This window comes from Streptomyces sp. NPDC101118 (assembly GCF_044759445.1).
Classification (GTDB): domain Bacteria; phylum Actinomycetota; class Actinomycetes; order Streptomycetales; family Streptomycetaceae; genus Streptomyces.
The window spans coordinates 322,040-345,406 of sequence record NZ_JBIVZG010000005.1 but is presented as its reverse complement, the minus strand read 5'-3'; the positions used below and the strand labels follow the sequence as shown (position 1 = coordinate 345,406).

General features: G+C 66.7%; 36 protein-coding genes. 35 read left to right on the top strand and 1 reads right to left on the bottom strand.

The features are described 5' to 3' along the window. The first annotated feature begins 313 nt into the window (after positions 1–313). The 35 genes from rpsL to truA all read left to right on the top strand — a co-directional run bounded on the left by rpsL (position 314) and on the right by truA (position 22,462). The gene (gene rpsL / locus ACIQUQ_RS12745; protein ID WP_007265893.1) at positions 314–685 is read left to right on the top strand and encodes a 30S ribosomal protein S12; all 372 of its coding nucleotides are present in this window, start codon (positions 314–316) and stop codon (positions 683–685) included. Between the two features lie 2 nt (positions 686–687). Then, the gene (gene rpsG, locus ACIQUQ_RS12740; RefSeq protein ID WP_352193902.1) at positions 688–1,158 is read left to right on the top strand and encodes a 30S ribosomal protein S7; all 471 of its coding nucleotides are present in this window, start codon (positions 688–690) and stop codon (positions 1,156–1,158) included. A 39-nt stretch (positions 1,159–1,197) separates the two neighbouring features. Beyond that, positions 1,198–3,327, top strand: coding sequence for an elongation factor G (gene fusA / locus ACIQUQ_RS12735; RefSeq protein WP_403974488.1), 2,130 nt, complete (start codon positions 1,198–1,200; stop codon positions 3,325–3,327). Positions 3,328–3,474: 147 nt separating this feature from the next. Further along, entirely contained in the window at positions 3,475–4,668 is a 1,194-nt protein-coding gene (gene tuf / locus ACIQUQ_RS12730) for an elongation factor Tu (RefSeq protein ID WP_399946013.1), read from the top strand. Positions 4,669–5,208: 540 nt separating this feature from the next. After that, positions 5,209–5,517 carry a 30S ribosomal protein S10 gene (rpsJ, locus tag ACIQUQ_RS12725; RefSeq protein ID WP_003948644.1) on the top strand — a complete coding sequence of 103 codons (309 nt, stop codon included), beginning with the start codon at positions 5,209–5,211 and terminating at the stop codon, positions 5,515–5,517. Between the two features lie 14 nt (positions 5,518–5,531). After that, the gene (gene rplC / locus ACIQUQ_RS12720; protein ID WP_365042074.1) at positions 5,532–6,176 is read left to right on the top strand and encodes a 50S ribosomal protein L3; all 645 of its coding nucleotides are present in this window, start codon (positions 5,532–5,534) and stop codon (positions 6,174–6,176) included. Between the two features lie 5 nt (positions 6,177–6,181). Continuing rightward, the gene (gene rplD / locus ACIQUQ_RS12715) at positions 6,182–6,832 is read left to right on the top strand and encodes a 50S ribosomal protein L4 (protein WP_403974486.1); all 651 of its coding nucleotides are present in this window, start codon (positions 6,182–6,184) and stop codon (positions 6,830–6,832) included. Then, positions 6,832–7,155 carry a 50S ribosomal protein L23 gene (gene rplW / locus ACIQUQ_RS12710; RefSeq protein ID WP_399946019.1) on the top strand — a complete coding sequence of 108 codons (324 nt, stop codon included), beginning with the start codon at positions 6,832–6,834 and terminating at the stop codon, positions 7,153–7,155. Before rplD ends, rplW begins: the two co-directional genes overlap by 1 nt. 39 nt (positions 7,156–7,194) lie before the next feature. Further along, positions 7,195–8,031 (top strand): 50S ribosomal protein L2, encoded by an 837-nt coding sequence (gene rplB, locus ACIQUQ_RS12705; protein WP_399946022.1) that lies wholly within the window; start codon positions 7,195–7,197, stop codon positions 8,029–8,031. Positions 8,032–8,043: 12 nt separating this feature from the next. Further along, entirely contained in the window at positions 8,044–8,325 is a 282-nt protein-coding gene (rpsS, locus tag ACIQUQ_RS12700) for a 30S ribosomal protein S19 (protein WP_007265903.1), read from the top strand. Between the two features lie 43 nt (positions 8,326–8,368). Continuing rightward, positions 8,369–8,716, top strand: coding sequence for a 50S ribosomal protein L22 (gene rplV, locus ACIQUQ_RS12695; RefSeq protein ID WP_226734108.1), 348 nt, complete (start codon positions 8,369–8,371; stop codon positions 8,714–8,716). After that, positions 8,716–9,546 (top strand): 30S ribosomal protein S3, encoded by an 831-nt coding sequence (gene rpsC, locus ACIQUQ_RS12690; protein ID WP_399946025.1) that lies wholly within the window; start codon positions 8,716–8,718, stop codon positions 9,544–9,546. Before rplV ends, rpsC begins: the two co-directional genes overlap by 1 nt. Positions 9,547–9,551: 5 nt before the next feature. Further along, positions 9,552–9,971, top strand: coding sequence for a 50S ribosomal protein L16 (rplP, locus tag ACIQUQ_RS12685; RefSeq protein WP_125540843.1), 420 nt, complete (start codon positions 9,552–9,554; stop codon positions 9,969–9,971). Continuing rightward, positions 9,971–10,195 carry a 50S ribosomal protein L29 gene (gene rpmC, locus ACIQUQ_RS12680; protein WP_030201568.1) on the top strand — a complete coding sequence of 75 codons (225 nt, stop codon included), beginning with the start codon at positions 9,971–9,973 and terminating at the stop codon, positions 10,193–10,195. Before rplP ends, rpmC begins: the two co-directional genes overlap by 1 nt. Next, on the top strand, positions 10,195–10,476 hold the full coding sequence (rpsQ, locus tag ACIQUQ_RS12675; RefSeq protein WP_399946030.1) for a 30S ribosomal protein S17: 282 nt from the start codon (positions 10,195–10,197) through the stop codon (positions 10,474–10,476). The genes rpmC and rpsQ overlap by 1 nt, the downstream gene beginning before the upstream one ends. A gap of 127 nt (positions 10,477–10,603) precedes the next feature. After that, positions 10,604–10,972, top strand: a complete 369-nt coding sequence (gene rplN / locus ACIQUQ_RS12670; protein ID WP_003956455.1) for a 50S ribosomal protein L14 — start codon at positions 10,604–10,606, stop codon at positions 10,970–10,972. A 2-nt stretch (positions 10,973–10,974) separates the two neighbouring features. Next, positions 10,975–11,286, top strand: a complete 312-nt coding sequence (gene rplX, locus ACIQUQ_RS12665) for a 50S ribosomal protein L24 (RefSeq protein ID WP_352193893.1) — start codon at positions 10,975–10,977, stop codon at positions 11,284–11,286. Further along, complete coding sequence (rplE, locus tag ACIQUQ_RS12660; RefSeq protein ID WP_399946033.1) at positions 11,286–11,837, top strand: 50S ribosomal protein L5; 552 nt, start codon at positions 11,286–11,288, stop codon at positions 11,835–11,837. The genes rplX and rplE overlap by 1 nt, the downstream gene beginning before the upstream one ends. A gap of 5 nt (positions 11,838–11,842) precedes the next feature. Further along, positions 11,843–12,028, top strand: coding sequence for a type Z 30S ribosomal protein S14 (locus ACIQUQ_RS12655; protein WP_003956452.1), 186 nt, complete (start codon positions 11,843–11,845; stop codon positions 12,026–12,028). 222 nt (positions 12,029–12,250) lie between these two features. Next, on the top strand, positions 12,251–12,649 hold the full coding sequence (rpsH, locus tag ACIQUQ_RS12650) for a 30S ribosomal protein S8 (protein ID WP_079429302.1): 399 nt from the start codon (positions 12,251–12,253) through the stop codon (positions 12,647–12,649). A 20-nt stretch (positions 12,650–12,669) separates the two neighbouring features. After that, on the top strand, positions 12,670–13,209 hold the full coding sequence (rplF, locus tag ACIQUQ_RS12645; protein ID WP_399946036.1) for a 50S ribosomal protein L6: 540 nt from the start codon (positions 12,670–12,672) through the stop codon (positions 13,207–13,209). 4 nt (positions 13,210–13,213) lie between these two features. After that, positions 13,214–13,597 (top strand): 50S ribosomal protein L18, encoded by a 384-nt coding sequence (gene rplR, locus ACIQUQ_RS12640; RefSeq protein WP_399946039.1) that lies wholly within the window; start codon positions 13,214–13,216, stop codon positions 13,595–13,597. A 45-nt stretch (positions 13,598–13,642) separates the two neighbouring features. Further along, on the top strand, positions 13,643–14,248 hold the full coding sequence (rpsE, locus tag ACIQUQ_RS12635) for a 30S ribosomal protein S5 (protein WP_030201551.1): 606 nt from the start codon (positions 13,643–13,645) through the stop codon (positions 14,246–14,248). Continuing rightward, positions 14,248–14,430: a 50S ribosomal protein L30 gene (gene rpmD / locus ACIQUQ_RS12630; protein ID WP_005313525.1), complete on the top strand. Its 183-nt coding sequence runs from the start codon at positions 14,248–14,250 to the stop codon at positions 14,428–14,430. The genes rpsE and rpmD overlap by 1 nt, the downstream gene beginning before the upstream one ends. Before the next feature lie 2 nt (positions 14,431–14,432). Continuing rightward, positions 14,433–14,888, top strand: a complete 456-nt coding sequence (gene rplO / locus ACIQUQ_RS12625) for a 50S ribosomal protein L15 (protein WP_399946043.1) — start codon at positions 14,433–14,435, stop codon at positions 14,886–14,888. Positions 14,889–15,227: 339 nt separating this feature from the next. Further along, on the top strand, positions 15,228–16,541 hold the full coding sequence (secY, locus tag ACIQUQ_RS12620; RefSeq protein WP_403974482.1) for a preprotein translocase subunit SecY: 1,314 nt from the start codon (positions 15,228–15,230) through the stop codon (positions 16,539–16,541). Further along, a complete protein-coding gene (locus tag ACIQUQ_RS12615; protein ID WP_403974480.1) occupies positions 16,541–17,200 on the top strand; it encodes an adenylate kinase in 660 nt (219 codons plus the stop codon). Before secY ends, ACIQUQ_RS12615 begins: the two co-directional genes overlap by 1 nt. Positions 17,201–17,303: 103 nt before the next feature. Further along, complete coding sequence (gene map / locus ACIQUQ_RS12610) at positions 17,304–18,155, top strand: type I methionyl aminopeptidase (protein WP_403974477.1); 852 nt, start codon at positions 17,304–17,306, stop codon at positions 18,153–18,155. Between the two features lie 139 nt (positions 18,156–18,294). After that, positions 18,295–18,516: a translation initiation factor IF-1 gene (infA, locus tag ACIQUQ_RS12605; protein ID WP_003956442.1), complete on the top strand. Its 222-nt coding sequence runs from the start codon at positions 18,295–18,297 to the stop codon at positions 18,514–18,516. Positions 18,517–18,588: 72 nt separating this feature from the next. Beyond that, complete coding sequence (gene rpmJ, locus ACIQUQ_RS12600) at positions 18,589–18,702, top strand: 50S ribosomal protein L36 (protein ID WP_003956441.1); 114 nt, start codon at positions 18,589–18,591, stop codon at positions 18,700–18,702. Between the two features lie 187 nt (positions 18,703–18,889). Continuing rightward, positions 18,890–19,270 (top strand): 30S ribosomal protein S13, encoded by a 381-nt coding sequence (gene rpsM / locus ACIQUQ_RS12595; protein ID WP_007265919.1) that lies wholly within the window; start codon positions 18,890–18,892, stop codon positions 19,268–19,270. Positions 19,271–19,338: 68 nt separating this feature from the next. After that, positions 19,339–19,743 (top strand): 30S ribosomal protein S11, encoded by a 405-nt coding sequence (gene rpsK / locus ACIQUQ_RS12590; RefSeq protein WP_003948617.1) that lies wholly within the window; start codon positions 19,339–19,341, stop codon positions 19,741–19,743. Between the two features lie 165 nt (positions 19,744–19,908). Next, a complete protein-coding gene (locus ACIQUQ_RS12585; RefSeq protein ID WP_010473911.1) occupies positions 19,909–20,931 on the top strand; it encodes a DNA-directed RNA polymerase subunit alpha in 1,023 nt (340 codons plus the stop codon). Between the two features lie 117 nt (positions 20,932–21,048). Further along, the gene (gene rplQ, locus ACIQUQ_RS12580) at positions 21,049–21,513 is read left to right on the top strand and encodes a 50S ribosomal protein L17 (protein ID WP_399946055.1); all 465 of its coding nucleotides are present in this window, start codon (positions 21,049–21,051) and stop codon (positions 21,511–21,513) included. A gap of 94 nt (positions 21,514–21,607) precedes the next feature. Continuing rightward, complete coding sequence (truA, locus tag ACIQUQ_RS12575; protein ID WP_403974474.1) at positions 21,608–22,462, top strand: tRNA pseudouridine(38-40) synthase TruA; 855 nt, start codon at positions 21,608–21,610, stop codon at positions 22,460–22,462. Positions 22,463–22,502: 40 nt separating this feature from the next. Here truA and ACIQUQ_RS12570 read toward each other — a convergent pair whose 3' ends face one another. After that, entirely contained in the window at positions 22,503–23,333 is an 831-nt protein-coding gene (locus tag ACIQUQ_RS12570; RefSeq protein ID WP_403974472.1) for a hypothetical protein, read from the bottom strand. Positions 23,334–23,367: the final 34 nt, after the last annotated feature.

The following is a 23,367-nucleotide window of genomic DNA, read 5'->3' as shown; positions in this document are numbered from 1 at the left end:
GAGGGGGAGGAAAGACCTGTCATCCCGTACCTTGACGGGTTCCTCCGCCGGGGCCGGGGACCTTGCCACCAGGACGGCCGGGCGTGGGCATTTGTTTTGACCGGAGTGGATGCGATAGGTACGCTCAGACCTTGTGCCTGGGGTGTGCCTGGGCTCCCGTGCGTGTCCATCACCGCACGCGAGCGCCATAGGTCGCCGCAATCCGTACGTTTCCGCGTCTCGCGGAGGTCTGCCGGATTCGACACACCCGACCGCGTGGGTCGGAGTTGTTTCAGGTTAGTTTCACCAACGGCACACAGAAACCGGAGAAGTAGTGCCTACGATCCAGCAGCTGGTCCGTAAGGGCCGGCAGGACAAGGTCGAGAAGACGAAGACGCCCGCGCTTGAGGCCTCGCCCCAGCGTCGTGGCGTCTGCACGCGTGTGTTCACGACCACCCCGAAGAAGCCGAACTCGGCGCTCCGTAAGGTCGCGCGTGTGCGTCTGACCTCCGGCATCGAGGTCACCGCTTACATTCCGGGTGAGGGACACAACCTGCAGGAGCACTCGATCGTGCTCGTGCGTGGTGGCCGTGTGAAGGACCTGCCGGGTGTTCGTTACAAGATCATCCGCGGTGCGCTTGACACCCAGGCTGTCAAGAACCGCAAGCAGGCCCGCAGCCGCTACGGCGCCAAGAAGGAGAAGTAAGAATGCCTCGTAAGGGCCCCGCCCCGAAGCGCCCGGTCATCATCGACCCGGTCTACGGTTCTCCTCTGGTGACCTCGCTCATCAACAAGATCCTCCTGGACGGCAAGCGCTCCACCGCCGAGCGCATCGTCTACGGCGCCATGGAAGGCCTCCGCGAGAAGACCGGCAACGACCCGGTCATCACGCTGAAGCGCGCGCTGGAGAACGTCAAGCCCTCCCTCGAGGTCAAGTCCCGCCGTGTCGGTGGCGCGACCTACCAGGTCCCCGTCGAGGTCAAGCCGGGTCGTCAGTCGACCCTGGCCCTCCGCTGGCTCGTGGGCTACTCCCGCGCCCGTCGTGAGAAGACCATGACCGAGCGCCTCATGAACGAGCTGCTCGACGCCTCCAACGGTCTTGGCGCTGCCGTCAAGAAGCGCGAGGACACGCACAAGATGGCCGAGTCCAACAAGGCCTTCGCGCACTACCGCTGGTAGTCGCAACCCACATCGAGACCGAGAGAAGACTGAAGCCTTATGGCTACCACTTCGCTTGACCTGGCCAAGGTGCGCAACATCGGCATCATGGCCCACATCGACGCGGGCAAGACGACCACCACTGAGCGGATCCTGTTCTACACCGGCGTCTCGTACAAGATCGGTGAAGTCCACGACGGCGCTGCCACGATGGACTGGATGGAGCAGGAGCAGGAGCGCGGCATCACGATCACGTCCGCCGCGACGACCTGCCACTGGCCGCTCGAGAACGTCGATCACACGATCAACATCATCGACACCCCGGGCCACGTGGACTTCACCGTCGAGGTGGAGCGTTCGCTCCGCGTCCTCGACGGCGCCGTCACGGTGTTCGACGGTGTGGCCGGTGTTGAGCCGCAGTCCGAGACGGTGTGGCGTCAGGCCGACCGTTACGGCGTGCCCCGCATCTGCTTCGTGAACAAGCTCGACCGCACCGGCGCCGAGTTCCACCGCTGCGTCGACATGATCAAGGACCGCCTGGGCGCGGTTCCGATCGTGATGCAGCTGCCCATCGGTGCCGAGGCCGACTTCCAGGGTGTCGTCGACCTCGTCACGATGAAGGCGTTCGTCTGGTCCGCCGAGGCGACCAAGGGCGAGATGTACGACATCGTCGACATCCCGGCCACGCACGCCGAGGCCGCCGAGGAGTGGCGCGGCAAGCTGGTCGAGACCGTCGCCGAGAACGACGACGAGATCATGGAGCTGTACCTGGGCGGCGAGGAGCCGTCCGTGGAGCAGCTGCACGCGGCCGTCCGTCGCATCATCCTCAGCTCCGGCAAGGGTGGCGGCTCGACCGTCACCGCGGTGTTCTGTGGCACGGCGTTCAAGAACAAGGGTGTTCAGCCCCTGCTCGACGCCGTCGTCCGCTACCTGCCGTCGCCCCTGGACATCGAGGCCATCGAGGGCCACGACGTCAAGGACGCCGAGGTCGTCGTGAAGCGCAAGCCGTCCGACGAGGAGCCCCTCGCGGCGCTGGCGTTCAAGATCATGAGCGACCCGCACCTCGGCAAGCTCACCTTCGTCCGGGTCTACTCGGGCCGCCTGGAGGCCGGCACCTCGGTGCTGAACTCCGTCAAGGGCAAGAAGGAGCGCATCGGCAAGATCTACCGCATGCACGCGAACAAGCGTGAGGAGATCGACGCGGTGGGCGCCGGCGACATCGTCGCCGTCATGGGCCTGAAGCAGACCACCACCGGTGAGACGCTGTGCGACGAGAAGCAGCCGGTCATCCTGGAGTCCATGGACTTCCCGGCCCCGGTCATCCAGGTCGCCATCGAGCCCAAGTCCAAGGGTGACCAGGAGAAGCTGGGTGTCGCCATCCAGCGTCTCGCGGAGGAGGACCCCTCCTTCCACGTTCACTCGGACGAGGAGACGGGCCAGACCATCCTCGGCGGTATGGGCGAGCTGCACCTCGAGGTGCTGGTCGACCGTATGAAGCGCGAGTTCAAGGTCGAGGCCAACGTCGGCAAGCCGCAGGTCGCGTACCGCGAGACGATCCGCAAGGCCGTCGAGCGCATCGACTTCACCCACAAGAAGCAGACCGGTGGTACCGGTCAGTTCGCCAAGGTGCAGATCGCGATCGAGCCGATCACGGACGCCGATGGTCCGGCGTACGAGTTCGTGAACAAGGTCACCGGTGGCCGCATCCCGAAGGAGTACATCCCTTCGGTCGACGCGGGTGCGCAGGAGGCCATGCAGTTCGGCATCCTGGCCGGCTACGAGATGACGGGCGTCCGCGTCACGCTTCTCGACGGTGGCTACCACGAGGTCGACTCCTCCGAGCTCGCCTTCAAGATCGCCGGTTCGCAGGCGTTCAAGGAGGGTGCGCGCAAGGCCAGCCCCGTGCTGCTCGAGCCGATGATGGCCGTCGAGGTCACCACGCCCGAGGACTACATGGGTGAGGTCATCGGCGACATCAACTCCCGCCGTGGCCAGATCCAGGCCATGGAGGAGCGTCACGGCGCCCGCGTCGTGAAGGGCCTCGTGCCGCTTTCGGAGATGTTCGGCTACGTCGGAGACCTCCGCAGCAAGACCTCGGGTCGCGCAAGCTACTCGATGCAGTTCGACTCCTACGCCGAGGTTCCCCGGAACGTCGCCGAGGAGATCATCGCGAAGGCCAAGGGCGAGTAACTCTCCCGAGTTCACGCTTTAGGCTTGTCACCGGATCCCCGGGGCAGTCGGGCAACCGCTTCGGTTGCCCCGGGGGCCGGCATTCCAGCAAAGATCACCTGGCGCCGATGAGTAAGGCGTACAGAACCACTTCCCAGGAGGACCCCAGTGGCGAAGGCGAAGTTCGAGCGGACTAAGCCGCACGTCAACATCGGCACCATCGGTCACATTGACCACGGTAAGACGACCCTCACGGCCGCCATTACCAAGGTGCTGCACGACGCGTACCCGGACCTGAACGAGGCCTCGGCCTTCGACCAGATCGACAAGGCTCCCGAGGAGCGCCAGCGCGGTATCACGATCTCGATCGCGCACGTCGAGTACCAGACCGAGGCGCGTCACTACGCCCACGTCGACTGCCCGGGTCACGCGGACTACATCAAGAACATGATCACCGGTGCCGCGCAGATGGACGGCGCCATCCTCGTGGTCGCCGCCACCGACGGCCCGATGCCGCAGACCAAGGAGCACGTGCTCCTGGCCCGCCAGGTCGGCGTTCCGTACATCGTCGTCGCCCTGAACAAGGCCGACATGGTGGACGACGAGGAGATCCTGGAGCTCGTCGAGCTCGAGGTCCGCGAGCTCCTCTCCGAGTACGACTTCCCGGGCGACGAGCTCCCCGTCGTGCAGGTCTCGGCGCTCAAGGCGCTCGAGGGCGACAAGGAGTGGGGCGAGAAGCTCCTCGGCCTCATGAAGGCCGTCGACGACTCGATCCCGACCCCGCCGCGTGAGACCGACAAGCCGTTCCTGATGCCGGTCGAGGACGTCTTCACGATCACCGGTCGTGGCACCGTCGTCACCGGTCGTATCGAGCGTGGTGTCCTGAAGGTCAACGAGACCGTCGACATCATCGGCATCCGCCCGGAGAAGACCACCACCACGGTCACCGGCATCGAGATGTTCCGCAAGCTGCTCGACGAGGGCCAGGCCGGTGAGAACGTCGGTCTGCTCCTCCGTGGCATCAAGCGCGAGGACGTCGAGCGCGGCCAGGTCATCATCAAGCCCGGTTCGGTCACGCCGCACACCGAGTTCGAGGCCACCGCGTACATCCTGTCGAAGGACGAGGGTGGCCGTCACACCCCGTTCTTCAACAACTACCGCCCGCAGTTCTACTTCCGTACCACGGACGTGACCGGCGTCGTGACCCTCCCCGAGGGCACCGAGATGGTCATGCCGGGCGACAACACCGACATGACCGTCGCGCTGATCCAGCCCGTCGCCATGGAGGAGGGCCTGAAGTTCGCCATCCGTGAGGGTGGCCGGACCGTCGGCGCCGGCCAGGTCACCAAGATCACGAAGTAATTCGTGTTCTGACCTGGTAGCTCTCCAGAGCTGCTGAGAAGGGCCCCGGCCCGCCGCGCGAGCGGCGGACCGGGGCCCTTCCGTCATGACTGCGGGGTCCGCCCCGCGTGGCGGATGCGCCTGCGAAATGTGAGATGGGGTACGCTCCCCGCTTGCGATTGGCGCCCTCTGCGTCATGTATGGCAGACTGTTCAAGTTGCTCGGTTGAGTACCGATGCTGCGCGCCTCCCGCCGGGAGGACCGGAAGCGAGTCCCACAGTACTCGTCGCCTTTATCTGCCCTCCGGGGCAGCAATGGGGCGGACGTACGGGAATCTTTCGGGAAGCGTCAGCGGGGTGCCGGCCAGGCACTCGGTGGGTGTTCTTCCCCCGAAGCGCGGTCCAGGACCGCACCCCCTCTGGCAGGGAATTTCCGTATGGGAATTTTCAGAAGCGGGAGTGCGACACGCCCGACCGCGTGGGTCGGAGGAGAGCGGCGCGGAAACGCGCAGCCGGCCGAGTTCCAGAGCGTTCCACAGAGACGAAGGACTACGAAGTAGCCATGGCGGGACAGAAGATCCGCATCCGGCTCAAGGCCTACGACCACGAGGTCATCGACTCCTCGGCGAAGAAGATCGTCGAGACGGTGACCCGCACTGGTGCGTCGGTCGCGGGCCCGGTGCCGCTGCCCACTGAGAAGAACGTGTACTGCGTCATCAAGTCGCCGCACAAGTACAAGGACTCGCGCGAGCACTTCGAGATGCGCACGCACAAGCGCCTGATCGACATCCTCGACCCGACGCCCAAGACCGTTGACTCGCTGATGCGCCTGGACCTTCCGGCCGGCGTTGACATCGAGATCAAGCTCTGAGAGGCGCGGAGAAGATGGCTAAGCAGATCAAGGGCGTCCTGGGCGAGAAGCTCGGCATGACCCAGGTCTGGGACGAGAACAACCGTGTCGTCCCGGTTACCGTCGTCAAGGCCGGGCCCTGTGTCGTCACCCAGGTCCGCACCAACGACATCGACGGCTACGAGTCGGTCCAGATCGCCTTCGGCGAGATCGACCCGCGCAAGGTGAACAAGCCCCTCAAGGGCCACTTCGCCAAGGCCGACGTGACCCCGCGCCGCCACCTGGTGGAGCTCCGTACCTCCGACGCCAGCGAGTACACGCTCGGCCAGGAGATCACGGCCGAGGTGTTCGAGTCCGGCGTCAAGGTTGACGTCACGGGCACGAGCAAGGGCAAGGGCTTCGCCGGTGCCATGAAGCGCCACAACTTCCGTGGTGGCAAGGCGTCGCACGGTGCCCACCGTGTCCACCGCAAGCCGGGTTCGATCGGTGGCTGCGCCACCCCGGGCCGCGTCTTCAAGGGTATGAAGATGGCCGGCCGGATGGGTAACGACCGGGTCACCACCCAGAACCTGACCGTTCACGCCGTTGACGCGGAGAAGGGCCTGCTGCTCATCAAGGGCGCGGTTCCTGGTCCGAACGGCGGCCTCGTCCTGGTCCGCACCGCGGCCAAGGGGGCCTGAGGACTATGAGCACCATTGACATTCTGTCGCCTGCCGGCGACAAGACCGGGACCGTCGAGCTCCCGGCCGAGATCTTCGACGCCAAGGTCAGCGTTCCGCTGATCCACCAGGTCGTCGTCGCGCAGCTGGCCGCTGCCCGTCAGGGTACGCACAAGGTCAAGACGCGTGGCGAGGTCCGTGGTGGTGGCAAGAAGCCCTACCGCCAGAAGGGCACCGGCCGCGCCCGTCAGGGTTCGACCCGTGCGCCGCAGTTCGCCGGCGGTGGCGTCGTGCACGGCCCCGTGCCGCGTGACTACTCGCAGCGGACCCCCAAGAAGATGAAGGCCGCCGCCCTCCGCGGTGCCCTCACCGACCGGGCCCGTCACTCCCGCATCCACGTCGTCTCCGGCGTGGTCGAGGGTGCCGCCTCCACCAAGGCCGCCAAGACGCTGTTCGGCAAGATCTCGGAGCGCAAGAACCTGCTCCTGGTCGTCGAGCGCGCCGACGAGGCCGCGTGGCTGTCCGCCCGCAACCTGCCCCAGGTGCACATCCTGGAGCCGGGCCAGCTGAACACGTACGACGTGCTCGTCTCCGACGACGTGGTCTTCACCCAGGCCGCTCTCGAGTCTTTCGTGTCTGGCCCCAAGGCCGTTGAGACCGAAGGGAACGAGGCCTGATGTCTGAGGCAACCGTTACCAGCAAGACCTTCACGGACCCGCGCGACCTGCTGATCAAGCCGGTCGTCTCCGAGAAGAGCTACGCGCTGCTGGACGAGAACAAGTACACGTTCATCGTCGCGCCCACCGCCAACAAGACCCAGATCAAGCAGGCCGTCGAGGCGGTCTTCTCGGTCAAGGTCACCGGGGTCAACACGATCAACCGCCAGGGCAAGCGCAAGCGCACCCGCACCGGTTTCGGCAAGCGTGCCGACACCAAGCGCGCCATCGTGACCCTCGCTGAGGGCGACCGTATCGACATCTTCGGCGGCCCGGTCTCCTAAGGGAGTCCGTGTCGTCCGGAATCGGACGAGGACTGAGAAATGGGTATCCGCAAGTACAAGCCGACGACCCCGGGCCGTCGTGGCTCCAGCGTCGCCGACTTTGTCGAGATCACGCGGTCCACGCCGGAGAAGTCGCTGGTCCGCCCGCTGCACAGCAAGGGCGGCCGTAACAACGCCGGTCGTGTGACCGTTCGCCACCAGGGTGGTGGCCACAAGCGCGCCTACCGCGTGATCGACTTCCGTCGTCACGACAAGGACGGCGTGCCGGCCAAGGTCGCTCACATCGAGTACGACCCGAACCGCACCGCGCGCATCGCTCTTCTGCACTACGCGGACGGCGAGAAGCGCTACATCATCGCTCCGCGCGGCCTGAACCAGGGCGACCGGATCGAGAACGGCCCCGCGGCCGACATCAAGCCCGGTAACAACCTGGCGCTCCGCAACATCCCGGTCGGTACCACGATCCACGCGATCGAGCTCCGTCCCGGTGGCGGTGCCAAGTTCGCCCGTTCCGCGGGTGCCTCCGTGCAGCTGCTGGCGAAGGAAGGTGCCATGGCGCACCTCCGTATGCCGTCCGGTGAGATCCGTCTGGTCGACGTGCGCTGCCGCGCCACGATCGGCGAGGTCGGCAACGCCGAGCAGTCGAACATCAACTGGGGCAAGGCCGGCCGCATGCGCTGGAAGGGCGTCCGCCCGACCGTCCGCGGTGTCGCGATGAACCCGGTTGACCACCCGCACGGTGGTGGTGAGGGCAAGACCTCCGGTGGTCGCCACCCGGTCTCCCCGTGGGGTCAGAAGGAGGGTCGTACTCGTTCGCCGAAGAAGGCTTCGAACAAGTACATCGTCCGCCGCCGCAAGACGAACAAGAAGCGCTAGGAGCGGGTTTAGATGCCGCGCAGTCTCAAGAAGGGGCCCTTCGTCGACGACCACCTCGTAAAGAAGGTGGACGCCCAGAACGAAGCCGGCACCAAGAACGTCATCAAGACCTGGTCCCGTCGCTCGATGATCATCCCCAGCATGCTGGGTCACACGATCGCGGTGCACAACGGCAAGACCCATGTCCCGGTGTTCGTCACCGAGTCCATGGTCGGCCACAAGCTCGGCGAGTTCTCGCCGACTCGCACCTTCCGCGGCCACGTCAAGGACGACCGGAAGTCGAAGCGCCGCTAAGCGCGGGGTGGGAACGACTATGACTTACACCGAAGGGACAACCATGGAAGCCAGGGCTCAGGCGCGGTACATCCGTGTCACGCCCATGAAGGCCCGCCGTGTGGTGGACCTCATCCGTGGCATGGATGCCACGGAGGCCCAGGCGGTCCTGCGTTTCGCTCCGCAGGCCGCGTCTGTGCCGGTGGGCAAGGTGCTTGACAGCGCCATCGCCAACGCCGCGCACAACTACAACCACACGGACGCCTCCTCGCTGGTCATCAGCGAGGCGTTTGTTGACGAGGGTCCGACCCTGAAGCGGTTCCGTCCGCGTGCCCAGGGCCGTGCCTACCGGATCCGCAAGCGGACCTCCCACATCACCGTGGTCGTCAGCAGCAAGGAAGGAACCCGGTAATGGGCCAGAAGGTAAACCCGCACGGGTTCCGGCTCGGCATCACCACCGACTTCAAGTCGCGCTGGTACGCCGACAAGCTGTACAAGGACTACGTCAAGGAAGACGTCGCCATCCGTCGGATGATGACGTCCGGCATGGAGCGCGCCGGCATCTCGAAGGTTGAGATCGAGCGCACCCGTGACCGCGTCCGCGTGGACATCCACACCGCCCGTCCGGGCATCGTCATCGGCCGCCGTGGCGCCGAGGCCGACCGCATCCGCGGCGACCTCGAGAAGCTCACCGGCAAGCAGGTCCAGCTGAACATCCTCGAGGTCAAGAACCCCGAGGTCGACGCTCAGCTCGTGGCCCAGGCCGTTGCCGAGCAGCTGTCCTCCCGCGTCTCCTTCCGTCGGGCCATGCGCAAGAGCATGCAGTCCGCCATGAAGGCCGGCGCCAAGGGCATCAAGATCCAGTGTGGCGGTCGTCTCGGCGGCGCCGAGATGTCCCGCTCGGAGTTCTACCGCGAGGGTCGTGTGCCGCTGCACACGCTGCGCGCGAACGTCGAGTACGGCTTCTTCGAGGCCAAGACCACCTTCGGCCGCATCGGCGTGAAGGTCTGGATCTACAAGGGCGACGTCAAGAACATCGCCGAGGTTCGCGCCGAGAACGCTGCGGCCCGCGCGGGCAACCGCCCGGCCCGTGGTGGCGCTGACCGCCCCGCCGGCCGTGGTGGCCGTGGCGGCGAGCGTGGCGGCCGCGGCCGCAAGCCGCAGCAGGCTGCTGCGACCGAGGCCCCCAAGGCCGAGGCCGCTGCCGCCGCTCCGGCTGAGAGCACCGGAACGGAGGCCTGACCGACATGCTGATCCCTCGTAGGGTCAAGCACCGCAAGCAGCACCACCCGAAGCGGGGCGGTGTCTCCAAGGGCGGTACCGAGGTCGCATTCGGCGAGTACGGCATCCAGGCGCTGACCCCGGCCTACGTGACGAACCGCCAGATCGAGGCGGCTCGTATCGCGATGACCCGCCACATCAAGCGTGGCGGCAAGGTCTGGATCAACATCTACCCGGACCGTCCGCTCACGAAGAAGCCCGCCGAGACCCGCATGGGTTCCGGTAAGGGTTCCCCCGAGTGGTGGATCGCGAACGTGCACCCGGGCCGGGTCATGTTCGAGCTGTCCTACCCGAACGAGAAGATTGCGCGTGAGGCTCTGACTCGTGCGGCCCACAAGCTGCCGATGAAGTGCCGGATCGTCAAGCGCGAGGCAGGTGAGTCGTGATGGCGGCCGGTACCAAGGCGTCGGAGCTGCGCGAGCTGGGCAACGAGGAGCTCGTTGCCAAGCTGCGCGAGGCCAAGGAGGAGCTGTTCAAGCTCCGTTTCCAGGCGGCCACGGGTCAGCTGGAGAACAACGGCCGGCTCAAGTCCGTCCGTAAGGACATCGCTCGCATCTACACCCTGATGCACGAGCGTGAGCTCGGTATCGAGACGGTGGAGAGCGCCTGATGAGCGAGAACAACGTGACTGAGAAGACCGAGCGCGGCTTCCGGAAGACCCGCGAGGGTCTGGTCGTCAGCGACAAGATGGACAAGACCGTCGTCGTCGCCGTTGAGGACCGCGTCAAGCACGCGCTGTACGGCAAGGTCATCCGCCGTACGAACAAGCTCAAGGCGCACGACGAGGCCAACGCCGCGGGCGTCGGCGACCGCGTCCTCCTCATGGAGACCCGGCCGCTGTCCGCGACGAAGCGCTGGCGCGTCGTCGAGATCCTCGAGAAGGCCAAGTAAGGAACTTCCCGCAAGGGAAGTCCGAAGAATCAACCTGAGGGGTTTCCCTCAGGTCAGTTCCGCCAGGCTCGGCAGGGGCTGAGGAATCAGCCCCTGCCGGGAACCGGCAGACAAACAGGAGATAGACGTGATCCAGCAGGAGTCGCGGCTTCGTGTCGCCGACAACACTGGTGCCAAGGAGATCCTTTGCATCCGTGTTCTCGGTGGCTCCGGCCGCCGCTACGCGGGCATCGGTGACGTCATCGTCGCCACCGTCAAGGACGCGATCCCCGGTGGCAACGTGAAGAAGGGTGACGTCGTCAAGGCGGTCATCGTTCGCACCGTCAAGGAGCGCCGCCGCCAGGACGGCTCGTACATCCGCTTCGACGAGAACGCCGCTGTCATTCTGAAGAACGACGGCGACCCTCGCGGCACCCGCATCTTCGGCCCGGTCGGCCGTGAGCTGCGCGAGAAGAAGTTCATGAAGATCATCTCGCTCGCGCCGGAGGTGCTGTAAGCATGAAGATCAAGAAGGGCGACCTGGTCCAGGTCATCACCGGCAAGGACAAGGGCAAGCAGGGCAAGGTCATCCAGGCCATGCCCGCTGAGAACCGCGTTCTGGTCGAGGGTGTCAACCGGGTCAAGAAGCACACCAAGGCTGGTCCGAACCAGGCCGGCGGCATCGTGATCACCGAGGCCCCCGTCCACGTTTCGAACGTCCAGCTGGTCGTGGAGAAGGACGGCAAGAAGGTCGTCACCCGCGTCGGTTTCCGCTTCGACGACGAGGGCAACAAGATCCGCGTTGCCAAGCGCACGGGTGAGGACATCTGATGGCTACCACTCCGCGTCTGAAGACGAAGTACCGCGAGGAGATCGCGGGCAAGCTGCGTGACGAGTTCAAGTACGAGAACGTCATGCAGATCCCCGGCCTCGTGAAGATCGTGGTCAACATGGGTGTGGGCGACGCCGCCCGCGACTCCAAGCTGATCGAGGGCGCCATCAAGGACCTCACCACGATCACCGGTCAGAAGCCGGCCGTCACCAAGGCCCGCAAGTCCATCGCGCAGTTCAAGCTGCGCGAGGGCCAGCCGATCGGTGCCCACGTCACCCTCCGTGGCGACCGCATGTGGGAGTTCCTGGACCGCACCCTGTCGCTCGCGCTCCCGCGCATCCGCGACTTCCGTGGTCTGTCCCCGAAGCAGTTCGACGGCCGGGGCAACTACACCTTCGGTCTCACGGAGCAGGTCATGTTCCACGAGATCGACCAGGACAAGATCGACCGCGTCCGGGGTATGGACATCACCGTGGTGACCACGGCGACCAACGACGACGAGGGCCGTGCCCTTCTGCGTCACCTCGGCTTCCCGTTCAAGGAGGCGTAAGCGAGATGGCGAAGAAGGCTCTCATCGCGAAGGCTGCCCGCAAGCCCAAGTTCGGCGTGCGCGCGTACACCCGTTGCCAGCGCTGCGGTCGTCCGCACTCCGTCTACCGCAAGTTCGGCCTGTGCCGCGTGTGCCTTCGTGAGATGGCTCACCGTGGCGAGCTGCCGGGCGTGACCAAGAGCTCCTGGTAAATCCCCTTCACCCTTTGGGTGTTGAGGTTTTCCAGACGCTCTCGGTAAGCATCAGGTCGGCGGACCGCCCGTCCCGCATGCCGTAGGCTTGTGGGGTTGGGCGTCCGCCGCCCTACCGACTTACTACGCCGTAGGTCCCCGCGCCGCACCCGTCCCGCCTCTGTGTGGGGAGAGGGATGGCGCATACAGGAAACCCCGGCGAGAGAGGCCGAAGGCCGATTCATGACCATGACTGACCCGATCGCAGACATGCTGACTCGTCTGCGTAACGCAAACTCGGCGTACCACGACCAGGTCGTGATGCCGCACAGCAAGATCAAGTCGCACATCGCGGAAATCCTCAAGCAGGAGGGTTTCATCACCGGCTGGAAGGTCGAGGACGCCGAGGTTGGCAAGAACCTCGTCCTCGAGCTGAAGTTCGGTCCGAACCGCGAGCGCTCGATCGCCGGCATCAAGCGCATCTCGAAGCCGGGTCTGCGCGTGTACGCGAAGTCCACCAACCTGCCGAAGGTCCTCGGCGGCCTGGGCGTGGCGATCATCTCCACGTCCCACGGTCTCCTGACCGGCCAGCAGGCGCAGAAGAAGGGCGTGGGTGGGGAAGTCCTCGCCTACGTCTGGTAGTCGGGAACGGAGGAAAAGCTATGTCTCGCATTGGCAAGCTCCCCATCCCGGTTCCCGCCGGCGTGGACGTCACCATCGAGGGCCGTACGGTCACCGTCAAGGGTTCCAAGGGCACCCTGACGCACACCGTCGCCGCTCCGATCGAGATCGTTAAGGGCGAGGACGGCGTTCTGAACGTCACCCGTCCGAACGACGAGCGTCAGAACAAGGCCCTCCACGGCCTGTCCCGCACGCTGGTGGCCAACATGATCACCGGTGTGACCACGGGATACACCAAGGCGCTCGAGATCAGCGGTGTCGGTTACCGCGTTGCCGCGAAGGGCTCCGACCTGGAGTTCCAGCTCGGCTACAGCCACCCGATCCTGGTGGAGGCGCCCGAGGGCATCTCCTTCAAGGTCGAGTCGCCGACCAAGTTCTCGGTCGAGGGCATCGACAAGCAGAAGGTCGGCGAGGTCGCCGCCAACATCCGCAAGCTGCGGAAGCCCGACCCGTACAAGGCCAAGGGCGTCAAGTACGCGGGCGAGGTCATCCGCCGCAAGGTCGGAAAGGCTGGTAAGTAAAGCCATGGCATACGGTGTGAAGATCGCCAAGGGCGACGCTTACAAGCGGGCTGCCAAGGCCCGCCGCCACATCCGCATCCGCAAGACCATCTCCGGTACGGCCGAGCGTCCGCGCCTGGTCGTCAACCGGAGCAACCGCGGCATCACCGCCCAGGTGATCGACGACATCAAGGGTCACACCCTGGCGTCGGCGTCCCACCTGGACGCGTCGATCCGCGGTGGCGAGGGTGACAAGTCCGCGCAGGCCAAGCAGGTCGGTGCCCTGGTCGCTGAGCGCGCCAAGGCCGCCGGCGTCGAGGCCGTCGTGTTCGACCGTGGTGGCAACAGGTACGCCGGGCGCATTGCCGCTCTGGCTGACGCCGCCCGCGAAGCCGGGCTGAAGTTCTAAGCCCCGGTTCCGGGACTAACGGACGTAACAGAGAGAGGTAATCCAATGGCTGGACCCCAGCGCCGCGGCAGCGGTGCCGGTGGCGGCGAGCGGCGGGACCGGAAGGGTCGCGACGGTGGCGCTGCTGCCGCCGAGAAGACCGCGTACGTTGAGCGCGTAGTCGCGATCAACCGCGTCGCCAAGGTTGTCAAGGGTGGTCGTCGTTTCTCCTTCACCGCGCTGGTCGTGGTGGGTGACGGTGACGGCACCGTGGGTGTCGGTTACGGCAAGGCCAAGGAGGTGCCGGCCGCCATCGCCAAGGGTGTTGAGGAGGCCAAGAAGCACTTCTTCAAGGTCCCGCGTATCCAGGGCACCATCCCCCACCCGATCCAGGGTGAGAAGGCTGCGGGCGTCGTCCTGCTGAAGCCTGCTTCCCCCGGTACCGGTGTTATCGCCGGTGGCCCGGTGCGCGCCGTCCTGGAGTGCGCCGGCGTTCACGACATCCTGTCGAAGTCGCTCGGCTCCGACAACGCGATCAACATCGTGCACGCGACCGTGGAGGCCCTGAAGGGCCTGCAGCGTCCCGAGGAGATCGCGGCTCGCCGTGGTCTGCCGCTCGAGGACGTCGCCCCCGCGGCTCTGCTTCGTGCGCGTGCGGGAGCGGGTGCGTAATGGCTCGCCTCAAGATCACGCAGACGAAGTCGTACATCGGTAGCAAGCAGAACCACCGCGACACCCTGCGTTCGCTCGGGCTCAAGCGCCTGAACGACGTGGTCGTCAAGGAGGACCGCCCCGAGTTCCGCGGAATGGTGCACACCGTCCGCCACCTCGTGACGGTTGAGGAGGTCGACTGATCATGGCGGAGAACAACCCGCTCAAGATCCACAACCTCCGTCCCGCCCCGGGCGCCAAGACCGCCAAGACCCGTGTTGGTCGTGGTGAGGCGTCGAAGGGTAAGACGGCCGGTCGTGGTACCAAGGGCACGAAGGCCCGTTACCAGGTTCCGGAGCGCTTCGAGGGTGGCCAGATGCCGCTCCACATGCGCCTCCCGAAGCTGAAGGGCTTCAAGAACCCGTTCCGCACCGAGTACCAGGTCGTGAACCTGGACAAGCTGGCCGAGCTCTACCCGCAGGGTGGCGAGGTCACGGTGGCCGACCTGGTCGCCAAGGGCGCGGTGCGCAAGAACAGCCTCGTCAAGGTCCTGGGCCAGGGCGAGATCTCCGTGGCGCTGCAGGTGACGGTTGACGCCGTCTCCGGCTCCGCCAAGGAGAAGATTGCCGCCGCCGGCGGCACCGTCACCGAGCTCGTCTGAGCTCTGAGCTGACAGCGAGAGCCCGGTCGGCCCCCTCAGGGGGTGCCGACCGGGCTCTCTCGCGTTGCCGGTCCGCGAAGGGGAAACCCGCCGTTGGTCCGGCCGGTGTCATCCGTTGGGGGAACAGATCCGGACGAATGTCCGGGAGGGCGCCGATCGCGGGCCGTAAACGGCCGGGACGTGCACCGGCGACGTTTCCGCTCGTGGTGACGGCCGGGTATGGTAAGCGCTGTTAGCTTCCCCGGCAGTCTGCGCTCATCCGCTAGGCTGCCGTGTTCTGTAATCGCTCACTTACAAGCCGTCACCCTCACGCGAAACGCGGGGGTCGCAGGAGGCACCGTGCTCACCGCGTTCGCCCGGGCGTTCAAGACGCCCGACCTGCGCAAGAAGCTGCTCTTCACGCTCGGCATCATCGTGCTGTTCCGGCTTGGGTCACATGTACCCGTACCCGGCGTGGACTACTCAGCCGTCCAGTTCTGTGTGAACCAGGCGGGCAGCAGCAACAGCCTGTTCGGCCTGGTCAACATGTTCAGCGGTGGCGCCCTGCTGCAGATCACGATCTTCGCGCTCGGCATCATGCCGTACATCACGGCGAGCATCATCCTGCAGCTGCTGACCGTGGTCATTCCCCGCCTGGAGAACCTCAAGAAGGAAGGACAGTCGGGCACCGCGAAGATCACCCAGTACACGCGGTACCTGACCGTCGCCCTCGCGATCCTCCAGGGCACGGGCCTCGTGGCCACCGCCCGCAGCGGCGCCCTGTTCTCGGGCTGCCCGCAGGCCAACCAGATCGTTCCTGACCAGTCGATCTTCACCACCGCCGTCATGGTGATCACCATGACCGCCGGCACCTGTGTCGTCATGTGGCTCGGTGAGCTGATCACCGACCGCGGCATCGGCAACGGCATGTCGATCCTGATGTTCATCTCGATCGCCGCCGGCTTCGTCGGCGCCCTCTGGACCATCAAGCTCCAGGGCAAGATCGCGGACGGCTGGGTCGAGTTCGGCGTCGTGATCCTCGTCGGCCTCGCGATGGTGGCCCTCGTGGTCTTCGTCGAGCAGGCCCAGCGCCGCATCCCGGTGCAGTACGCGAAGCGCATGATCGGCCGCCGTGCCTACGGCGGTACGTCCACCTACATCCCGCTCAAGGTGAACCAGGCGGGTGTGATTCCCGTCATCTTCGCCTCGTCGCTGCTCTACATCCCGGCACTGATCGTTCAGTTCAGCGGATCCCAGGCGGGCTGGGCCAACTGGATCCAGAAGTACTTCGTCAAGGGCGACCACCCGTACTACATCGCCGCCTACTTCCTCCTGATCGTCTTCTTCGCGTTCTTCTACGTGGCGATTTCGTTCAACCCCGAGGAAGTCGCGGACAACATGAAGAAGTATGGTGGCTTCATCCCGGGCATCCGGGCCGGCCGACCTACTGCCGAGTACCTGAGCTACGTGCTCAACCGGATCACCTGGCCGGGGTCGCTGTACCTGGGTCTCATCGCTCTTGTGCCGACGATGGCGTTGGCGGGCTTCGGCGCGAACCAGAACTTCCCGTTCGGCGGGACGAGCATCCTGATCATCGTGGGTGTGGGTCTGGAGACCGTGAAGCAGATCGAGAGCCAGCTCCAGCAGCGTAATTACGAAGGGTTCCTCCGCTGATGCGTATCGTCCTCGTCGGGCCGCCCGGTGCGGGCAAGGGAACGCAGGCCGCGTTCCTTGCCAAGAACCTGTCGATCCCGCACATCTCCACGGGCGACCTCTTCCGGGCCAACATCAGCCAGGGCACCGAGCTCGGCAAGCAGGCGAAGGCGTTCATGGACGCCGGCGACCTGGTGCCGGACGAGGTCACCATCGGCATGGCCAAGGACCGGATGGAGCAGTCGGACGCCGAGGGCGGTTTCCTGCTCGACGGCTTCCCCCGCAACGTCTCGCAGGCCGAGGCGCTCGACGCGATGCTCCAGGCCGAGAACATGAAGCTCGACGCCGTGCTCGACCTCGAGGTTCCCGAGGACGAGGTCGTCAAGCGCATCGCCGGCCGCCGGATCTGCCGTAACGACTCGGCGCACGTCTTCCACGTGACGTACACCCCGCCGAAGACCGAGGGCGTCTGCGACGTCTGCGGCGGCGAGCTGTACCAGCGCGGTGACGACACCGAGGCCACGGTCCGCAACCGGCTGGATGTGTACCACACCCAGACCGAGCCGATCATCGACTACTACAAGGCCCAGGGCCTGGTCGTCACGATCTCCGCGCTCGGCGAGGTCCAGGACGTCACGCAGCGCGCGATGGACGCCCTGAAGAAGACCGACGAGGTCTGACCCACCCCGCAGTACCCCCGTACGGCCGCGGTGTCCCCTGGACGCCGCGGCCGTACTGTTGAGCAGAGACACCGAGAACCCGTACACCGGAAGGCAAGAGGGCATGGTCCAGATCAAGACCCCGGAGCAGATCGCGAAGATGCGCGAGGCGGGGCTGGTCGTCGCCGCCATCCACGCGGCGACCCGTGAGGCGGCCGTGCCCGGCGCCACCACCAAGGATCTGGACGAGGTCGCCCGCAAGGTGATCGCCGACCACGGCGCGAAGTCGAACTTCCTCGGGTACGGCGGCTTCCCCGCGACCATCTGCACCTCGGTCAACGAGGTCGTCGTCCACGGCATCCCGGACGAGAAGACGGTGCTCAAGGACGGCGACATCATCTCCGTCGACGCCGGCGCCATCATCGACGGCTGGCACGGCGACGCGGCCTTCACGTGCTTCGTGGGCACCGGTCACGCGCCGGAGCTGCTGGAGCTCTCCCGGGTGACCGAGGAGTCGATGTGGGCCGGCATCGCCGCGATGAAGCTGGGCAACCGGCTGGTGGACATCTCGAAGGCGATCGAGTCCTACATCAAGCGGCAGCCGCGTCCCGCCTCCGGCGACCACAGCCTCGGCCGGTACGGGATCATCGAGGACTACGGCGGCCACGGCATCGGTTCCGAAATGCACATGGACCCGCACCTGCTGAACTACGTCTCCCGCAAGCGCGGCAAGGGGATCAAGCTGGTCCCGGGCGTCTGCCTCGCGATCGAGCCGATGGTCTCGCTGGGCACCGCCGAGACCGAGGTGCTGGCGGACGACTGGACGGTCATCACCACGGACGGCACCTGGTCCTCCCACTGGGAGCACTCGGTCGCCCTCACCGAGCAGGGCCCGATCGTCCTGACCTCCCCGGACTGCGGCAAGGCGAAGCTCGCGGAGTACGGCATCACGACGGCGCCGGACCCGCTCGCTTAATGATCTACGCTGTAGGGCAGACTTTCCGGATTCGTCTTTCTGGGTGCCCTGACGTAGACTGACTCGTCGGCTCCTTTGCACCCGCATGTCTTCATGCGCGCGAGGAGCTGATCAAGGTAGCCGATTCGAAAGGCGAAGCGTGGCCAAGAAGCAAGGTGCCATCGAAATCGAGGGCACCGTGATCGAGTCCCTCCCGAACGCCATGTTCAAGGTGGAGCTCCAGAACGGTCACAAGGTCCTCGCGCACATCTCCGGCAAGATGCGGATGCACTACATCCGTATCCTCCCGGACGACCGGGTCGTGGTGGAGCTCTCTCCCTACGACCTGACGCGTGGCCGGATCGTCTACCGGTACAAGTAGATCTTGTCGCAGTCCCGCGCGAGCGTCCGCTCCCGCGGGGTGGTGGCACTGACCCGGAGAACCTCACATCCCATGAAGGTCAAGCCGAGCGTCAAGAAGATCTGCGACAAGTGCAAGGTGATCCGCCGTCACGGCCGGGTCATGGTCATCTGCGACAACCTGCGCCACAAGCAGCGCCAGGGCTGACGCACGCCGACCGACCTGCAACTTCGCAGTTCTTCGCGCGACGCAAGCAATACGTACATACGCAGAGCCCGTCCGGCCGTGTTCACGGCTGACGGCACCTCCGGCGGGGGCCGGGGACCCGATTCGTACCTCGTACGGCGGTCGGGATCGGCTCTGCTGAAGACCCCCGAACACACAGGAGCCATTAGTGGCACGCGTTTCCGGTGTTGACATCCCGCGCGAAAAGCGTGTGGAGATCGCACTCACCTACGTCTTCGGTATCGGGCGCACCCGGTCCAAGGAGATCCTCGCCTCCACCGGCGTGAACCCGAACACCCGCGTTCGTGACCTGGCCGAAGAGGACCTCGTCAAGATCCGCGAGTACGTGGACGCCAACCTCCGCACCGAGGGTGACCTCCGCCGCGAGATCCAGGGCGACATCCGCCGCAAGATCGAGATCCAGTGCTACCAGGGCATCCGCCACCGTCGTGGCCTGCCCGTGCACGGTCAGCGCACCAGCACGAACGCCCGTACCCGCAAGGGCCCGCGTCGCGCCATCGCCGGTAAGAAGAAGCCGGGCAAGAAGTAGTCCTCAGCGGACACGCTTTCCAGCGGTCTTGCGCTGTAGGACCGACCACCTCCCTGTAGGAGTAAGAGATGCCCCCCAAGGGTCGTCAGGGCGCTGCCAAGAAGGTGCGCCGCAAGGAAAAGAAGAACGTCGCTCACGGCCACGCGCACATCAAGAGCACGTTCAACAACACGATCGTGTCCATCACGGACCCGACCGGCAACGTGATCTCCTGGGCCTCCGCCGGCCACGTCGGCTTCAAGGGCTCGCGCAAGTCCACCCCCTTCGCCGCGCAGATGGCCGCCGAGTCGGCCGCCCGCCGCGCGCAGGAGCACGGCATGCGCAAGGTCGACGTCTTCGTCAAGGGTCCCGGCTCCGGCCGTGAGACCGCGATCCGCTCCCTCCAGGCCACGGGCCTCGAGGTCGGTTCGATCCAGGACGTCACCCCCACCCCGCACAACGGCTGCCGTCCGCCGAAGCGCCGCCGCGTCTGACCCCTGCCGGGTCACCGCAGCGCGTTTCGACGCACTGAGCTGAGGTTTCGGGCGGTACGTCCCCTCCGGGGGCCGTGCCGCCCGTACCCTTGCTAGTACCGCTGTACCCCGTACAGCACCGTCGGGCGTCAAATAGTGGGCGTCCACGACTGAAGGAACACAGACATGCTTATCGCTCAGCGTCCTTCGCTGACCGAAGAGGTCGTCGACGAGTACCGCTCGCGGTTCGTGATCGAGCCGCTGGAGCCGGGCTTCGGCTACACCCTCGGCAACTCCCTGCGCCGTACCCTCCTGTCCTCGATCCCGGGTGCCGCTGTCACCAGCATCCGCATCGACGGTGTCCTGCACGAGTTCACCACCGTGCCGGGCGTCAAGGAGGACGTGACCGACCTCATCCTCAACATCAAGCAGCTGGTCGTCTCCTCGGAGCACGACGAGCCGGTCGTGATGTACCTGCGCAAGCAGGGCCCCGGTCTGGTCACCGCTGCCGACATCGCGCCCCCGGCCGGTGTCGAGGTGCACAACCCGGACCTCGTCCTCGCCACGCTGAACGGCAAGGGCAAGCTGGAGATGGAGCTGACGGTCGAGCGCGGCCGCGGTTACGTCTCCGCCGTCCAGAACAAGCAGCTGGGCCAGGAGATCGGCCGCATCCCGGTCGACTCCATCTACAGCCCGGTCCTCAAGGTCACCTACAAGGTCGAGGCGACCCGAGTCGAGCAGCGCACCGACTTCGACAAGCTCATCGTCGACGTCGAGACCAAGCAGGCCATGCGCCCGCGCGACGCCATGGCGTCCGCCGGCAAGACCCTGGTCGAGCTGTTCGGTCTGGCCCGCGAGCTCAACATCGACGCCGAGGGCATCGACATGGGCCCGTCCCCGACGGACGCCGCCCTGGCCGCCGACCTGGCGCTGCCGATCGAGGAGCTGGAGCTCACCGTTCGGTCGTACAACTGCCTCAAGCGCGAGGGCATCCACTCCGTGGGTGAGCTCGTCGCCCGCTCCGAGGCCGACCTGCTCGACATCCGCAACTTCGGTGCGAAGTCGATCGACGAGGTCAAGGCGAAGCTGGCCGGCATGGGCCTGGCCCTCAAGGACAGCCCGCCCGGGTTCGACCCGACCGCCGCGGCCGACGCCTTCGGCGCCGACGACGACGCGGACGCCGGTTTCGTCGAGACCGAGCAGTACTAAGCAGTACCCGTAAGGCTCGCGGGGGGCGCAAGCCCCCCGTGCACCCTGCCCGCAAGAGCGGGTGGGGACTGACACCGGTACCTGACACGGCCGGTGCAGCACACAAGGAGAAACACCATGCCGCGTCCCGCCAAGGGTGCCCGTCTGGGCGGCAGCGCCGCGCACGAGAAGCTGCTCCTCGCCAACCTGGCGAAGTCGCTCTTCGAGCACGGTCGCATCACCACGACCGAGGCCAAGGCCCGCCGCCTGCGTCCGGTCGCCGAGCGTCTGATCACCAAGGCGAAGAAGGGCGACATCCACAACCGTCGCCTGGTCCTGCAGACGATCACGGACAAGGGCGTCGTCCACACGCTCTTCACCGAGATCGCTCCGCGGTACGAGAACCGCCCCGGTGGTTACACCCGCATCACCAAGATCGGCAACCGTCGTGGCGACAACGCCCCGATGGCGGTCATCGAGCTGGTCGAGGCCCTGACCGTGGCCCAGCAGGCCACCGGTGAGGCCGAGGCCGCGACCAAGCGTGCGGTGAAGGAGGCCGAGGCCAAGTCCGAGGCCGCCGCCGAGGAGACCACGGAGGCCTGATCCTCGGATCGCCTTCATGGACGGCTCTGAACGGGCCCGCCCCCTCCGGGGCGGGCCCGTTCTGCTTTTGCGAGTTTCTGAGAGGATCTGTCGCGTGAGTGACGAGGTGGAGCCCGGTTTCGTCCGGGTGCGGCTGGACCTGTCGTACGACGGCAAGGAGTTCTCCGGCTGGGCGAAGCAGACGGCGCGGCGGACCGTGCAGGGCGAGCTGGAGTCGGCCCTGCAGACGGTGATGCGGCTGGCCGAGCCGGTCGACCTGACGGTGGCCGGCCGTACGGACGCCGGCGTGCACGCGCGCGGCCAGGTGGCGCACCTCGACCTGCCGGGGGAGGTGTGGGCCGAGCACTCCGACAAGCTGCTGAGGCGGCTCGCCGGGCGGCTGCCGCACGACGTGCGGGTGTGGCGGGTGGCGGAGGCCCCCGCGGGGTTCAACGCCCGCTTCTCGGCCATCTGGCGCCGGTACGCCTACCGCGTGGGCGACCACAAGGGCGGCGTGGACCCGCTGCGCCGCGGACACGTGCTCTGGCACGACTGGCCGCTCGACGTCGACGCGATGAACGAGGCCGCGCAGGCGCTGCTCGGCGAGCACGACTTCGCCGCGTACTGCAAGAAGCGCGAGGGAGCCACCACGATCCGCACGCTCCAGAAGCTGAGCTGGGAGCGGGATGCCGAGGGCATCGTCACGGCGACCGTCCGTGCGGACGCCTTCTGCCACAACATGGTGCGCTCGCTGGTGGGCGCGCTGCTGCACGTCGGCGACGGGCACCGGCCGGTGGAGTGGCCCGGGAAGGTGCTGGCCGCCGGGGTCCGGGACTCGTCCGTGCACGTCGTGAAGCCCCACGGGCTGACGCTGGAGGAGGTCGGCTACCCGGCGGACGACCAGCTGGCCGCCCGCAGCCGCGAGGCGCGCAACGTACGGACGCTGCCGGGGGCGCCCGGCTGCTGCTGAGGGCCCGGCGGGCCGTGCGTACGGCCGCCGGGCGGGGGCGTCAGCCCTTCTTCTCGGCGGCCTCCGCCGCGGCCCGGCCGCGGTGCACGATGCGCTGGAAGGTGTACTCGGCCAGGTCGTCGCCGGTGCCGACGACGGTCTGGTCGCCTTCCGAGGCGTCCTTGTTGCCGGTGAGCCCGGTCAGGGTCAGGTACAGGTAGCGGCCGTACGAGTTCGCCGTGCGCCGGCAGACCGTGCCGGCCGCGCAGAACGGCTTCGCCGCCGATGCCGGCAGCGCGGTCACCCCGCCGCTGACCCCGGCCTTGGCCGCCGTGGCCTGCGCCGCGGTGGGGAAGACGGCGACACCCACGGTGACCTGGGCGTCGTCGCGGGAGTAGCCGGCGCGCATGAAGAGCGTGCAGCCCTGCTTGCGGAGCACGGCGCCGAGGGCCGGTTCGACCCGCTTGGTGCAGTCGGGCGTGGTGTCGCCGTCGCTCAGGTCGTACCGGTGGTCGCCGACCTTGACGTCCTTGGTGCCGAAGAGCAGGCCGGCCCGGAGCGGGGCGGTGTCCTTGCGGGCGTCCGAGAGGTACGCGAGCGGGTCCGGCGTGTCCGAGGTGTCGGCGAAGTCGGGCATGGCGTCCGCCGCCGGGTCGTGCTTCTGCGTCGGCGCGCCGCTGGGTCCCCCCTTGGCGTCGGCCCCGTCCTCGGGCGTGCCTCCGGTGACGACCAGGGCCGCCACGACCGCGGCCACCGCGGCGGCCGCGAGGACCCCGCCGCCCCACATCAGCCGCTTCCTGCGGCGCCGGCCCGCGGCGTGCGCGTCGGCCAGTGCGTCCCAGTCCGGGCCGGCGGAGACCCGCCCCGGAACCTGCCCCTCCCCAATGCTCATGGCGCGCATCCTAGGGGGTGTCCCGGGGGCCTCC